14 protein-coding genes are annotated in these 14400 nt (G+C 38.4%); 8 read left to right on the top strand and 6 right to left on the bottom strand.

All coding sequences use genetic code 11. The annotated features are described in order from the left end of the window. Positions 1-9 precede the first annotated feature (9 nt). Positions 10-951 (top strand): ABC transporter permease, encoded by a 942-nt coding sequence (locus DK846_RS06065; RefSeq protein ID WP_109968044.1) that lies wholly within the window; start codon positions 10-12, stop codon positions 949-951. Continuing rightward, positions 944-1819, top strand: a complete 876-nt coding sequence (locus DK846_RS06070) for an ABC transporter permease (protein WP_109968045.1) — start codon at positions 944-946, stop codon at positions 1817-1819. Before DK846_RS06065 ends, DK846_RS06070 begins: the two co-directional genes overlap by 8 nt. A gap of 244 nt (positions 1820-2063) precedes the next feature. On the opposite strand, the gene DK846_RS06075 is transcribed toward DK846_RS06070, so the two are convergent. The 3 genes from DK846_RS06075 to DK846_RS18135 all read right to left on the bottom strand — a co-directional run bounded on the left by DK846_RS06075 (position 2064) and on the right by DK846_RS18135 (position 4931). Continuing rightward, complete coding sequence (locus DK846_RS06075) at positions 2064-2801, bottom strand: hypothetical protein (RefSeq protein WP_109968046.1); 738 nt, start codon at positions 2799-2801, stop codon at positions 2064-2066. 561 nt (positions 2802-3362) lie between these two features. Beyond that, positions 3363-3539 carry a DUF1016 N-terminal domain-containing protein gene (locus DK846_RS18300; protein WP_109968047.1) on the bottom strand — a complete coding sequence of 59 codons (177 nt, stop codon included), beginning with the start codon at positions 3537-3539 and terminating at the stop codon, positions 3363-3365. A gap of 1257 nt (positions 3540-4796) precedes the next feature. Beyond that, on the bottom strand, positions 4797-4931 hold the full coding sequence (locus DK846_RS18135) for a hypothetical protein (protein ID WP_281269818.1): 135 nt from the start codon (positions 4929-4931) through the stop codon (positions 4797-4799). 55 nt (positions 4932-4986) lie between these two features. Here DK846_RS18135 and DK846_RS17445 point away from each other — a divergent pair, with 55 nt between their 5' ends. Further along, positions 4987-6492, top strand: coding sequence for a hypothetical protein (locus DK846_RS17445; RefSeq protein ID WP_146201154.1), 1506 nt, complete (start codon positions 4987-4989; stop codon positions 6490-6492). 330 nt (positions 6493-6822) lie between these two features. Here DK846_RS17445 and DK846_RS06090 read toward each other — a convergent pair whose 3' ends face one another. Together DK846_RS06090 and DK846_RS06095 are read right to left on the bottom strand one after the other, a co-directional pair. Then, on the bottom strand, positions 6823-7803 hold the full coding sequence (locus DK846_RS06090; RefSeq protein ID WP_109968049.1) for a FecCD family ABC transporter permease: 981 nt from the start codon (positions 7801-7803) through the stop codon (positions 6823-6825). A gap of 47 nt (positions 7804-7850) precedes the next feature. Beyond that, positions 7851-8972 (bottom strand): ABC transporter substrate-binding protein, encoded by a 1122-nt coding sequence (locus DK846_RS06095; protein ID WP_109968050.1) that lies wholly within the window; start codon positions 8970-8972, stop codon positions 7851-7853. A gap of 71 nt (positions 8973-9043) precedes the next feature. Between DK846_RS06095 and DK846_RS06100 the strand changes: the two genes are divergently transcribed. The 3 genes from DK846_RS06100 to DK846_RS06110 are packed head-to-tail and all read left to right on the top strand — an operon-like array spanning position 9044 to position 11586. Continuing rightward, entirely contained in the window at positions 9044-9742 is a 699-nt protein-coding gene (locus DK846_RS06100) for an ABC transporter substrate-binding protein (RefSeq protein WP_109968051.1), read from the top strand. A gap of 7 nt (positions 9743-9749) precedes the next feature. Next, positions 9750-10802, top strand: coding sequence for a FecCD family ABC transporter permease (locus tag DK846_RS06105; protein WP_109968052.1), 1053 nt, complete (start codon positions 9750-9752; stop codon positions 10800-10802). Continuing rightward, positions 10792-11586, top strand: coding sequence for an ABC transporter ATP-binding protein (locus DK846_RS06110; protein WP_109968053.1), 795 nt, complete (start codon positions 10792-10794; stop codon positions 11584-11586). The genes DK846_RS06105 and DK846_RS06110 overlap by 11 nt, the downstream gene beginning before the upstream one ends. Before the next feature lie 7 nt (positions 11587-11593). On the opposite strand, the gene DK846_RS06115 is transcribed toward DK846_RS06110, so the two are convergent. Then, entirely contained in the window at positions 11594-12145 is a 552-nt protein-coding gene (locus DK846_RS06115) for a hypothetical protein (RefSeq protein ID WP_109968054.1), read from the bottom strand. Between the two features lie 476 nt (positions 12146-12621). On the opposite strand from DK846_RS06115, the gene DK846_RS18305 reads away from it, so the two are divergent. Next, complete coding sequence (locus DK846_RS18305) at positions 12622-12786, top strand: DUF6444 domain-containing protein (RefSeq protein WP_219970649.1); 165 nt, start codon at positions 12622-12624, stop codon at positions 12784-12786. Positions 12787-12904: 118 nt separating this feature from the next. Next, on the top strand, positions 12905-14179 hold the full coding sequence (locus DK846_RS06125; RefSeq protein WP_109968056.1) for a PAS domain S-box protein: 1275 nt from the start codon (positions 12905-12907) through the stop codon (positions 14177-14179). The last annotated feature ends 221 nt before the right edge of the window (positions 14180-14400 follow it).

The raw sequence follows: 14400 nt of genomic DNA on the forward strand, positions 1-14400 counted from the left end.
TGTTCTATCATGCGAACATACATTCTCTTTCGGGTCCTTCAGACTATTCCGGTTTTAATCGGCATTTCATTTGTTGTTTTTGCTCTGCTTCTCTATTCTCCCGGGGATCCGGCAGTAATTAACCTTCGGGCAATTATGAATACAGAACACCCACCTGAGGAAGCTGTTGCTGCAATGAGGATCGAAATGAATCTGGATAAACCATGGTATATCCAGTATTGGTCCTGGCTTGCACGAGTTTCAACAGGTGATCTCGGGTATTCATATCAAAGTCGGAGAAGCACTGTTGAAGAAGTAGGTAATGCATTCCCTGTAACCTTTCTCCTTTCTACCCTGGCTATGTTTTTTTCCTGTATTGTTGCAATTCCGCTTGGAATCCTCTCAGGAATGCGTCAAAACTCCTGTATTGATCATATAACCAGGGCAGTATCCATAATTGGCCTCTCAATTCCTGATTTCTTCATAGGAATTATCGGGATTATGGTGTTTGCTGTTTACCTGAACTGGGTTCCTGTTGCAGGATATGAAGGATTTGAATATCTTATTCTTCCTGCAATTGCCCTCGCAGTCGGGATGTGTGCAATCACAATACGTCTGATGAGAACCAGCATGGCAGAAGTACTTGAAGAGGATTATATCAGAACTGCAAAATCAAAGGGTATTTCACAGCGATTAGTAGTACAGCGGCATGCACTCAAAAATGCAATCATTCCCGTCATCACGTATATGGGCACACAATACGGATGGTTGTTTGGAGGTTCCATGATCATTGAATCGTTATTTGCGATTCCCGGTCTTGGAAGACTTTTTGTTGAATCTGCCTCTACAAGGGATATAATGGTTCTTCAGGGCTGTGTTCTTGTCTTTGCATTGGTTTTTGTCTTTCTCAATCTCGGTGTTGACATCTTGCAGTATATTCTCGATCCACGGGTGAGACAGGAGTATGAATAATCAATTTTTGATAAGTCCAATTAGGGACAATTTTCACGAGTACCAGGCAAAGATACAACAAAGACCACTCCTGCTGACCGGACTGATAATCCTTGTTTTCATGTGTCTCATAGCAATTTTTGCTCCCTTTGTTGCCCCTCATAATCCTGATGAACAATCACTCAAAAACCGGTTTATGGGTCCCTGTCTGGAATACCCGCTTGGAACAGATCAGTTTGGGAGATGCATTTTAAGCCGGGTTATTTATGGATCACAGACTTCTCTTGCAGTTGCAGTAATAACCACAACAATTGTGGTGGCCATTGGGTTATTAGTTGGATTGTATGCAGGATATTACCGGAGACTGGACGGTCTGCTCATGAGATTTACTGATATTATGCTTGCATTCCCGTCCATGGTTATTACCCTCGCCCTTGTTGGAATCCTTGGGCCAAGTGTCCCGACAATTATCCTTGCTCTTGCAATTCCGGGATGGGCTAAGTATGCACGAGTGGTTCGGTCAACGACAATATCACTAAAAACAAGTGGGTTTGTGACTAGTGCCCGGGCACTCGGAGCAGGAGACAGACATATTATTTTCAATCATATCCTGCCAAATTCTCTGGCTCCTATCATGGAGATTGCAACACTTGGACTAGGCGGGAAGATTATCTCAATCGCTGGTTTAGGTTTTTTAGGGCTCGGGATTCAGCCTCCTACTGCTGAATGGGGGACAATTATGAACCAGGGACTTGCGTATATAGGTAAAGCTCCGCTCATCACCCTGTCGGCCGGGGTAATGATAGTGCTGTTTGTTCTCTCAACCAACCTCATAGGGAGTGAAATCAGGGATTTAATGGATCCAAAAACTGATTCGGTTATATTCTGATAAATGTTGCTCTCTCGGATGTATATCAGAGGTGGTCACCTGTCCGGAGATTGCTGTTTGGCTTTAAGCCTCAGGCTTTCACCTTGAGTTCAGATACTCAAGATGCCTACAATTTGCAGTTTATTTCTCCAGATTTTCACCGGAAACATATTTTCCAATGATCGGGATGGGTTTAAAAAAATCTGTATTCAAAAAAAGTTAGGATTACGATGAGGTACACTACGTAGATGAGATCGTTGTACTGTCACTCCACTTCGACAATAGCGTTCATATCATAAGGATTGGTTCTCACTGCTAGTGAATAGAGATAGGGATAATGAAGAGACAAATATTCCATATAACTAATCCACTCCTTTGTCAGGGCCTGGTAAACCCGGTTGATATCTCCGGTCAGATGAGCACGGTCAGAAACAGTGAGGTTGCTTAAATTTTTCCTATATCCAAGTTCTGCTGTCAGATGAAACGCTGCCATGAGAAGTGATGTAAAACTCTGGTGTTCGAGCATGACCGGATTCTCCATTAGTCGCAATAGAAAATTACGATTTTCCTGCAAGAAATCATGCATCTCTTTCAGATCAATCACTTCAGAGTTCAGTTCAAAGTGGTGACTTTCAGCGGCACGTATCATTGAATGTCCATCCGGCACTTCCTTTCCATTAAGAATAAATGACTTGCCAAAATTAGAAGCATTTTTATCGGCAGGAACAATTCGTTTTAGTAATTCATTCCCTACCTCTGTAAAAAAAATGCCAATAACAATATTAAGTTTCTCAAGTCGCTCATTTTTCGCTCGTCTTGCCAGTAATCCATTGATTACCAGTGTGACAAAAAGAACATTGATAAATAAAAATCCGGCTGAATTAAAGATATATTCAATCGTTCCTGGAAGATTATCGATCAGAGTAATTTTTAATATATATACAAGGACAGAACATGACACCAGGATAAGTCCTAATCGTACTTGCCATGCCAATTTGAACATATGAATTACTTGTTTTTTTAAGGGATTACCCTTTCACAGGATTTGCCGGATAGAAAGAACGAGAATGATTGGTCTTACCATGTCCCTGGAGAAATATTGCAGATTGGTTATCCTGACGATGACACCGCAATACCTATTCCTGCTAGGAGGAATGCCCCCAAACCCACGCTAATCTACTCATCGATTGTTCAATATGATATTTTCCAGTAATCTTCATTTAAAATAGAGATTCCTCTTTTATTTATACGATATTTCAAACTATGATGTATCCTGGGTTGAATCACTTCCCCGGGTATCGTTGATTGGACAAGACGTATTCCGGGTGCCTGGGTTTATTGAGGGTGGTGAGTTCGAACATTCTTGGAGTCATTGTCACCAAGAAATGCAAATACAATACCGATTTTAAGCAGGAATTGCTGAATATGAGATATGGGCATCTTCGAGATCTTTTTCTTTAGTTTCTACGGAGAGGATTAGGAAATCGAAGATGGAGGGATCCTTTAGGGTTTGACGAGCAAGTCAGGACTGGACTAGAGGAAGAGTGAGAGCAAAATTCGTTGTTTATGTTCCTTCCCGAAGGTGAAGACCGGATTCTCGCTGATGGACGAGGATGTTTCTACTCCACCCATGTTCAATGGCTTTTTTTATGTAATATATCCTGATATCAAGATCTTTCACATATTGTAGGAGGGTAATGGTATGGCACCAGGAAATTATGCAAGCACCTCTTGCACAAATTAAAGGTCAGGGTTAGATACAGCAAATGACTGCATGAAAAAATGGGGTTAAATCTGGGATGCTATCTGGTTATGAGATTTACCAGCATAAACCGTTCAGTAGTTTCAGATAACTAAGAGCGCTGCATACTTATTTATCGTTATTTGGACAGATAATCGACTAATAATTGAAATTATTCTCTTTTTATTCACTACAGGTTTTGATACCTTAAAAATTTGATTGATGTTTTACATCAGGTTTACTGATTTACTTTATTGCAACGCATACTATTATTATGTAATAATTTGAGTGTCTTCTTGTTCAAGAATAGAATATAAACAGGTGTAAGGCGTTGTTGATCTTTTGTTTTATACCGGGGCTCATGTCTGATACTTTTTTGACATTTTTGTGCATTATTTTCTTTAGTTGGTTATATTTCCTTATCTATGGCCCGTATATGTTAGTTATCGTATTCATTCTGGGAGAGGTAACAAGATCAAACCCTTTACAACTGATCTATATTTTTTTCAGTCTTTTCTTCTTAGTTGGTCTGTTAATAAATATTACATACCGGATTAAAGGTTGGAATCACTTTGCAATGTGGAGAACTTTGACATCAGCAAAGTTGATCTGGAATATCAATTCCCTGACTCAGCAGATAAAAAACTGTTGGCCTCAATATATCCTCATATTTTTAATTTCCAGTACAATTATTGCCATTTTTTTATATGGCGAAGGTTTGATCAGGCGAATTTTTGACGCATCTGTTCGTTATCTGGAACCATTAACAAGTATATACTCCTCGATTGGTCAGATTATATTGCCGTTCATTGCAGTTTTGGGCTTTTTCTTTCTCATTTCTTTTGTAATTGAATTAGTGAACTCAATTAATGCAAACGAAAACCTGCATGACAAGAAGTATCTCCAAAATATCAATCTCATATTCCTGGTATCTCCAGTTATCTTTCTCATTCTGATTGGGATTTTTATTCCTAATCCGGTTCAAATAATACTTTCCAATATATTCGGGCAGATTTCAGCAATTTCTCGATTTATTTTTATTAATATTGAGATCATCTTTCTGGTAATGATCCTGATTCTCATCATTCAATGGATCAATAAACGGCGTTATATCACAAAAATTGAAGAATTTATTGTAATACAAGATGATAAAAAACAGGATTTCTGTGATATTGATGATGGAATTAAAAATGAGATCGGGAGAATAAAAAAGTTATATCTGGATATCGGGGCTTTTAGAGATATTGAGAGCATTGCTCAGGGAGATTTTCGGATGTTTCGAATGACTGATGATCCTATCGTTGCTAGTCTGTCATCGATCACCGGAACGGTAAAACTGGGATCAACCTTATCAATTCCGGTGACTTTTTTTACATCCCTCACAAACAGCATAATCTGTGCCCCCCGGATTTCAGGAGTATTAACAAAGCAGGGCACTTCATGGCAGATGTACTCTTCGTATCAGGACAGGTGGAAATCATATACATGGAGAGTAACAGATGATGATATAAAAAAAATTACGGATGTATGCACACAAAAAAAAACTGATACCCAAGGTCAGCAACAACCTGCAACTCCTGTAGAACAATCAACCGGAAATTTATTCTTTTCTGTGTATCTTAACAATTATCCAATATCTCTCGAACTTCCAGTAAATTTTCAGTTGAAAAAAGGAAACCTTCCTTCAGATCCTCCTAATCAATCAGATAACCCTAAAACTGAAACAGATAAAAAAGATACAGCAACTGACACCAAACCTGTCTCAAGCACCCTCACATCAGAGGATCATTCCAAGATTGTTGAAACTTTAACCGCAAAAATTATCATAGATCTTTCAGATCCGGGAACACCAAGATGGGAAGCATATATCTACTATAACCGAGGACTCAAGTCATACCGACAAGCTCTTCGAGAAGGAAATAGTAAAGAGATAAAGGATACGCATCTGAAAGAAGCCTTCTCTAATTTTATCAAAGCAGTCACGTTTGATGACTCATATGCTGTCGCATATTATGGAATGGGCCTTATTCTTCACGAATATTCTTCTGATACCTATTACCCATTGATTTCATATTTGTTTAAAAAATCAATTTTCCTAAATCCTGGGTTTTGGCAGGCAAAATATGCAAAGATGATCATCGATATTAAAAAGCACTTAAGAAGCCCCTATCAAAGGCAAGATGATTTTAAATTTAATGATTTAAAGGATTATATTTCAGAAATTTCCGATTTTTTTACCTTTTTAACAACTGAAGCAAACCAGAACAGTGGCATTTCTTGTTCTATAACGTTTGAGGATCTAAACAAAGTATTTGGTGAAATCTTACAATATTCATGCAACCTGGAATTAGATGATCTTGTTGATATTGATAATAACTATTTTAATAGGTTTATTATTGAATTCATTTTTTCTCTAAAACAGTATTATGAAGATATTCGAAAGGTTCCTGATTTAGATGAGATTATAGAGGACTGTAATAATCTAATCAAAAATGATCCTGATTATCCTGCGTTTTATTATTGGAGAGGGATTGCGCAATGCCAAAAATCTGTAGAGAATATGAACTATGATAAAAACTCTGGTTCACAGAGCATTATTTCATTTCAAAAAGCAATTGCTCTTCATAAGAAACAGTATATCCTTTCGGGAATGAATGAGGATCTGTACTTTGACATCCAGGATAATAATCTCATGTATCGCTCCTGTATCCAGGATACATATTTGCATCTCTCTGTTTCTGAATACATACAAAAGAATGGTGGGAATTACTGGAGACAGGAGACTGACTATTTCAATAAGATCAAGGAATTATCCTCTTATATTAATGCCGGGTTAATTATGCCAGAATATTCTTCTAAGGAATTATGGTCTAAGGTAAAGATAATACATAAAAAATATTCAAAACAGAAATGCCAATCTAATGAATTAAATAGTGAGAAACAAGGCTTTTGATCAAAATTCAATACATAATATGATTTTTTCTTTTCCTATTCCTGTCAAAAGAATCTATACATGGAAATCATGTATGAATCATTAAATTACTTGTACTTCTCATCATCTTAAATTCAAATCTATATTACCGGGGAATCAATTCTGAATTATTTTAATCATATATACAATCAAATACTGTTAGTGGAGCAGAATGAACCGACATCACCAACTCATTAATCCTTCTCCCTGGTTTTTTACCATTTATAGTTACTATTTTGCCAGTATCTGAGTTTTCCGATTTCTTCGAACAAAACCTCACTCACAACCTAATATCAAAGTAAAACACATCTTTTAGATCCCTCTGGCTCTCCATATTACAAAGACAAAAAAAGGAGTACCGATTAGTCCTGTGACAATGCCAATTGGCATCTCACCAGGGATTATCGTTCTAATTGCTAGATCAACTAACAGAAGATAAATAGCTCCACCAACCAAGGAAAAAGGGAGAAGTAATATGTGGTCATTTCCTGTTACCATTCGACAAATATGGGGTATGACAAGTCCAATCCATCCGATAACACCACAAAGAGCAACTGAAACCGCAATGATAATCGTGGTCGTGATAATGAAAAGAGTCTTAAGCAGACGAGTATCCTGCCCCAGCATGTTCGCCGTTTCTTCACCATATGCAAGAATATTTAGTTGCCACCTCATCAGATAGAGAAGAATAATCGCGACAAAAAACAGGGGAAGGACAAGCCCTACTTCACCAAGGGAAACACGACTGAACGATCCCAACAACCAGAAAGTGATGAACGGCATAACGGTGAACGGATCTGCTATCCATTTAATAAGTGCAGTCAATGATCCACATAATGTTCCTATTGCCATACCTGCAATAACTGTGGTAAACCGGTCAATCCCCCATGTGATACTCGCTACAAGAAGACCACCAAAAAATGCACAGATTGTGGTAATGAAAATATCCCCGGTAAAAAGAATTGCAAGAGCTGCTCCAAAGGCTGACCCGGAACTGATACCAAGAATATATGGCGAAACAAGGGGGTTGCGATATACGGCCTGTAACGTTACCCCACACCCAGACAAAGCTGCCCCGACAACGAGAACCATTACTGTTCTTGGTAATCTCAAATTCAGAATCAAATCTGTGTATTGATTTGAAAAGTAATCAGGATTGAATACCCCATATACAGCACCTGCAGTCTCTATTGGAGGTATCCAAATCCTACCAGCACAAACAGAAATACATCCAAGTACCATACATACAAAAAACAGGATAATACACTCATAATGCCTTGAACTTGTTCTCATGGCTGCTCAAGTAGATAAGAACAATAAATATTGGATTTTTCACACATTTATGAGTTTGAACTATATGAACCACGTAATATTTTTTCAATCTGAAGATCATTTAAAGAATAATTAAAGAATTCCTTAAAATACTCCCGAAGAATATCTGAAAGATTGACATCTGAAAACCGATCAGGATACACTGTTTTTGCAAGCCACATCGAATAAAACACTGCTGATTCAGCATTCGGACGGCTCCACTTAAAAATTCCCTGCGGCTGAACATACACCCGGTGATTCCGTACTGCATTAATAGGAGCCCATCGTTTATCTGAATAAATTTCATCAGGACTTCCGGAGTCGATAATAATAACATCAGGATTCCATGCAAGGATCTGTTCCATGGTAACCTCGCTTTGGGATGGAGTGATTTTTTCGACAGTATTATTTGGTGATTCTAATATCGCAGCATTTTTACAGCCTGCAACATTCAACCGCTCCTGAAGGAATGTATCATTGCCATATGTCATCATGTGACTTGTATCATATCCACAAAAGACCTTTAGTCGGGTATCATCAGGGATAGAGGCAACCCGAGTGGACACAAAATCATTAATTCTATGTATAAATGTTTCATACTGCTCAGCTTTGTCAGTCTGATTAAAAACAAGTCCAATAAATTTGACCTGATCAACGATCTGCTTAAAACTATCTCCTTGAGTATTTTTTATCACAACCACGGGTATTTTTGCTCTCTTTTTTATGAGCTGACCATCAAGAGGCGGACAGAGAACCATATCCACACCTGTAATAGTAAGGATTTCATAATCTACCTCTCCGGTAGCTCCACGGACATCAGTTAAATTCAATAAAGATGGATCGATTTCCTGAAGCAGAAGAGATTGTTTCATACCCGGTGTGGTGGCAGCAATCCTGTCACTTACTCCTAGTATATATGGAATTTGTGCTATCGGGCCGGAAAAAAGAGCAACTTTTTGAGGACATGCTGGGATTTGCACCACAGTGCCACTCATATCTGTGATATTTCTAAATGAGGAAGAATTTGTATGGAGGTTAGAATTTACAGGATCATCTAATCCAGGAGTACTGTTTAGATCAGAATGAGATATACATCCTCCTGATAGAGTAAAAATACATACAATCAGGACAATCGGGATGAAACTTCTCATAGATCTTATTTTATAATTAATAATGTTAAAATCTTTGATACATCTTTGAAATTGAGCTTTGGAATGAAACTATGGTAGTATATCTCGCACTTGATGATACCGATATGCCTGATTCCATTGGAACAGGACGATTAGCCCGGTTTATTGCTGATGAAATGGGGAAAAAATACCCGGTTCTCTGCGTTACAAGACATCAATTCTATGTTCACCCTGATATTCCTTATACTTCCCATAACAGTGGGGCTGTCATTCATTTTGCAGATATTCCACCAGAATCTGAGTCGCAGTTTTGTGATGAAGCAATCGCTCTCATGAGGGAGAAATTTATTTTAGGAAGTGATCCAGGGCTTTGTTTTGCACGACACGAGCAGATAATTGCACCAGTCATTACCTTTGGACAAGATGCAAAAACAAAAGTTCTGACTCAGGATCAGGCCAGGAAATTAGCTTATAATTTAAATATATTTCTTATTGGTCTAGGAGGGACCAATGGTGGAATCATAGGGGCATTGGCAGGGGTTGGCCTTGCAGCAACAGGATGTGATGGTCGATTTTTGCTTGTGGGTACTATTCGTAGTCGTGAGGGAGATCAAGAAGTCAAGGAGATTTTGAAGACTGGTATCGAAGAGGTACTTACAATAGATGGACGTGTTGTCACGGATGGAATGATTAGAATTCGAAAATTTCCTCAACCAGTTAGAATTATGGGAAGACCGGTGTTACTTGTGGAGGAATTAGAGGGTGAATTGATCGCAGTAAAACGGGACTGAGGGAATAATGAGATGTCAAGAAGAACCTCAATTATATCAAAGAAAGATAACCAGGTTTTCTGATGGATTCTCTATTTTTTTGCTTGTTATTCTTATTTTTCTGATTGCTATTTCGGTTTTTTGTGGTAAGTATCAGGCAAGCCCATTTGATGCACTGTATCAAGTCATTCAAGGCAACAGTGTGTCAGGAGATTTAACAGGAATTGAAACTGTTTTTTGGGAAATTCGTGTTCCAAGGATTATTGCCGCAGTACTCGTTGGAACAGGATTGGCAATATCTGGAGCGGTATTACAGGGAATATTTAACAATCCTATTGTTTCACCACAATTTCTCGGAATTACAAGTGGAGCCGCTTTTGGAGCAGCCGTAGCTTTATTATTAAGTTTTAGCTTTGCAACAGCTGGTATTTTCGCTTTTTTAGGAGGAGTTCTTGCAGTTGTATTTGTGATACTTATCAATAGACTATTTTCATTTCAAACAATTACGGGCCTTGTACTTGCCGGGATCATTGTAGAAAGTATATTTCAATCAGGTATTGGGTTGATTAAATATCTAGCAGATCCAGGAGGTCGTCTTCCCTCATTGATGTATTGGATGATGGGATCGTTCAATCATGTTACATCTGATGGATTGCTTATTGCCGGACCTGTATTGATGATTTTGATAATGTTCCTCTACTCAATCAGGTGGCAGATAAACCTTCTTTGTTTTGGTGAAGAAACGGCAAATAATCTGGGGGTTCCAGCTTCTCTCCTCTATGTTATAATCTTACTTGCAGTATCTCTGATAACAGCCGCATCAATCTCGCTTGCAGGCCCAATCGGGTGGATTGGACTTGTTATCCCTAATATTATTCGATCTCTATCTGGTCTGGATCACCTGTTGAGTATCCCCAGAAGTGCACTCCTTGGGGGATCGTATCTTCTCATAATGGACACCATTGCAAGAACAGCAGCACCAACTGAGATACCTGTGGGTATTCTAACAGCTCTCATCGGTGTTCCTTTTTTTCTATTTATTCTAAAATCTCAACACAGGGTTCATAATTATGGAAATTGAAATTAATAATCTGTCTTTTTCATATTCACAAAAGGTGAAACCCGCCTTATCAGATATTTCTCTTTTGATACCTTCTGGGCGTCTTGTATACCTCATTGGCCCTAATGGTTCAGGAAAATCAACTCTTCTTCGATGTATTGGTGGATTGGTAAAACCATTATCAGGTTATGTAAAAATACAAGGCAGAGAGATATTTGCATTCAGTAAGAAAGAAAGAGCACAGTTGATAGGATTTGTTCCCCAACAAGAGATTCCTGTCTTTTCATTCAAGGTTCGGGATGTAGTTGTAACCGGAAGGGTATCAAGGCATAGTATTTTTGGATTACCATCAGCATCAGACTACCAAATAGCAGATAAAGCACTTTTTGAAGTTGGAATAGCGCACCTTTCCGAACGAGTATGTTCAGAGATCAGCGGAGGAGAATGGCAACTCGTTATGATTGCAAGAGCCCTTTCACAAGATCCGAGAATTTTACTTCTTGATGAACCTACTTCCCATCTTGATCTAGCTAATCAGATGAAGGTCTTATCAGTTATAAAAAAACTTGTTTTAAATGGATATACATGTATTTTGGTCTCCCATAATCCAGACCAGGTATTTCTCATTGATGGATTTGTTGCTGCTATGAAAGAGGGACATCTGATCTATTCAGGGCTTGCTGTTGATGTGATAATTCCAGAAATAATGCAGGAAATTTACGATATTCCTGTTATGGTAGCTGGTCAGACAAATGGATTAGTCAGGGGTATCTGTGTTCCATTACTACCAGATGAAAAGGAGTAAAATAGGTTTAAACCGTCAAAGACCAGGATCCAATAGGAGTGGAATCTGACTCTTTAAAGAGTTGTATAACCCATTTTCCAGATGGTGATATTGCCTGGTTTGTTGATTGTTTCGATCCAGTACCTCCACCTCCTCCACCACCACATCCACTTTGAGTTATGTCCTCGACAATAAAGAAAACCGGCTTGTTTCTTTTTATTAGATAAATCGAGTCTCCAGGCTTTAATGTGAGATTCGGATTTGTCGAACTGCAAAGTGCCACATCCTGGCTGACACCATTAGGATCAGTCAGGTTAACAGTAAAACTCTGAATAGGAATAGCCAAAGCGACATTATCTTTGGACTCTTTGAGTGTTAGATCAAATGCAGTAACCGAACCAGAAGTATCTGATACTGTGGTTACGTTAAAATCCGGGGCATCTTTCAGACTTTCTGAAGATGAATCTGCGAAAACAAATGAAGTAAAGGAAAGACAGACTACAAGAGTTAAGAGAACAAATCTCCGGAAAATCTGATATACCGTTTCATTTTTCAGGCAATTATAATGAAAACTTTTCATTTCTACCTCTTCATAAAATAGATATATAAAATTAGCTGTAAAGGTCATTTACGTAATTTTAATTATAATATTATATATGTTACGCTTATTTATTCGATTTTTCTTACAGAGAGTCATAGTAACCGATATTATTGCGTCAATTTTTCGACATTTTTTAATCGATAGAGGGTATATTCAAAGCAAAAAAACATTTTTTACGTGTACACGTTCATCAGTTGTAACTATTAAATGACCACCCTTGAAAAATATTTTAAAATTACGTAATATTTTTTTACTATTCAGCCGTCCTCAGCACCCCCAACCCACTCATCCATCATTCTCCTCAAATATCATTTATTTGGTTGAAAAATCAGAAAATCACCGAAAGATCGCAGTATAATGAGAGTAAATGCTCTTTTAACAGAATGGAAATACCTGAAGAGATTTAATCCAAATTTTCTGAATGTCCTCCTGAAATCGTTACATATATTTACTATTTGCACGAAAAAATCGATACATTAGAAATTAGGGTATCGGAACTTGAATCCCGGTTATATCTCAACAGTACCAATTCTGGTAAACCTCCATCATCGGATGGGTACACCCGTAAAAACCGTCCAACCTCCCTTCGTAAGCATAGGTATATATATCGAATAATTTGAGATATCACAAATCATTATCGAATCAAGATGACAGAATATGTCTTGTTGGATAGTCGTATCATTTGAACATTCTTGAGTCTGTGGAATTTTTACTCAGAGAATGTATTGAAGTTTTGTTATGTCATCAGCCCATAATTCAGGGGATATTCCGATTAAAACGCTGTTACCACTTATCGCTGGTGGAACATTTCTTGGTATGACCATCTATGAATCGGTAAAAGATATCGTTCTCCCTGAAATCAGCAAATGGCAATCCCATCTCATAACTATAGCGGTATCGGTCATACTCGTCACTTTTTTGACATACATACTCCTGAAAAAACAGAACAACCTTCAGAGACAGATATTCCTGACTCGGCAAAATGCAGAATCGGCATTGAAACACCTCGCTTCAATAGTAGAGTCAAGCGATGATGCCATCGTGAGTATGACACAGGATGGGAAGATCATATCCTGGAATCCCGGTGCTGAACGAATGTTTGGAATATCTGCAGATGAGATGATACATCAGACATTTAATCTTCTTCTCCCCCCGGATATGCCAAGTCGTATCCCGGATATCATAAAACAGGCAGGTCTTGGAAGATCAACTCGTCATACAGATGGAGTGTTTATTAAAAAAGATGGAACACACATTCATCTTTCGCTGACTATAACTCCAATATTCAATGCTCGGGAATACTCCGGAATGATTTCACTCATCGCTCGGGATATTTCTGAACAAATGAAGAGAGAAGAGATGCTAAAGACGCTCAATTTAAAACAACAACTTCTCTCATCCATCACCCGACATGATATCAATAACCGGTTGCATATCCTTTTGGGATATTGCTCAATACTTGAAGAAAAGATATCTGATCCGGAGATAAGCCGACTTATTTCAGTCATAGAAGAACAATCGAACAGTATTAACCAACAGGTCCTGTTCATGAAAGACTACGAGTCCCTGGGAATAAAATCTCCGGCCTGGGACTGGGCAGATGAGATCTTTTCACGAGCAACGACATCATTTTCGAAAGATCCTATCGTCTTTGAGATATCACTAGACCATCTGGAAATTTATGCAGATCCTCTGATTGAAAAAGCCATTTACAATATCTGTGAAAATGCTATCAGATATGGGAAAAAAATCACCTCCATTCATACATGGTTTTCCTATGACGAGGATATATGCACCTGGATTATAGAGGACGACGGAATCGGTGTTCAGGAAGAGTTTAAAGAGAAAATATTTGAGAGAGGATTTGGACAAAATACCGGTCTCGGACTGTTTCTGGTCCGTGAAATTCTGGCAATTACCAATATTCAGATCACAGAGACAGGTAACGCAGGCAAAGGTGCCCGGTTTGAAATGACAATACCATCTGGTTCCTGGCGGATTGGCAAGCACTGAATAGGCATTAGCCACATAATCGGGCCTGGATCTCTCTATGATGTATCTCTCTGGCACATTGTAATGGGTAGTATATCCATATCCGGTTCCTTTGATACCGTTTTATACAGGAATGCCAAGAACAAAACCCAGAATATTATTTATTTTCTAATGGCCAGGGTCAAAGATCTTTTTTTCCCTGTGAGATGAGTAACATCTTTCCCGTTCCCCCCCTGATATTA

Source organism: Methanospirillum lacunae, assembly GCF_003173355.1.
Classification (GTDB): Archaea; Halobacteriota; Methanomicrobia; order Methanomicrobiales; family Methanospirillaceae; genus Methanospirillum; species Methanospirillum lacunae.

What these genes read in the sequence shown, in the direction of transcription:
- DK846_RS06065 (WP_109968044.1), top strand. Translation starts at nt 10, where the DNA reads ATGCGAACATACATTCTCTTTCGGGTCCTTCAGACTATTCCGGTTTTA.
- DK846_RS06070 (WP_109968045.1), top strand. Translation starts at nt 944, where the DNA reads ATGAATAATCAATTTTTGATAAGTCCAATTAGGGACAATTTTCACGAG.
- DK846_RS06075 (WP_109968046.1), bottom strand. Translation starts at nt 2,801, where the DNA reads ATGTTCAAATTGGCATGGCAAGTACGATTAGGACTTATCCTGGTGTCA.
- DK846_RS18135 (WP_281269818.1), bottom strand. Translation starts at nt 4,931, where the DNA reads ATGCTGTTTGTGAGGGATGTAAAAAAAGTCACCGGAATTGATAAGGTT.
- DK846_RS17445 (WP_146201154.1), top strand. Translation starts at nt 4,987, where the DNA reads ATGTACTCTTCGTATCAGGACAGGTGGAAATCATATACATGGAGAGTA.
- DK846_RS06090 (WP_109968049.1), bottom strand. Translation starts at nt 7,803, where the DNA reads ATGAGAACAAGTTCAAGGCATTATGAGTGTATTATCCTGTTTTTTGTA.
- DK846_RS06095 (WP_109968050.1), bottom strand. Translation starts at nt 8,972, where the DNA reads ATGAGAAGTTTCATCCCGATTGTCCTGATTGTATGTATTTTTACTCTA.
- DK846_RS06100 (WP_109968051.1), top strand. Translation starts at nt 9,044, where the DNA reads ATGGTAGTATATCTCGCACTTGATGATACCGATATGCCTGATTCCATT.
- DK846_RS06105 (WP_109968052.1), top strand. Translation starts at nt 9,750, where the DNA reads ATGAGATGTCAAGAAGAACCTCAATTATATCAAAGAAAGATAACCAGG.
- DK846_RS06110 (WP_109968053.1), top strand. Translation starts at nt 10,792, where the DNA reads ATGGAAATTGAAATTAATAATCTGTCTTTTTCATATTCACAAAAGGTG.
- DK846_RS06115 (WP_109968054.1), bottom strand. Translation starts at nt 12,145, where the DNA reads ATGAAAAGTTTTCATTATAATTGCCTGAAAAATGAAACGGTATATCAG.
- DK846_RS06125 (WP_109968056.1), top strand. Translation starts at nt 12,905, where the DNA reads ATGTCATCAGCCCATAATTCAGGGGATATTCCGATTAAAACGCTGTTA.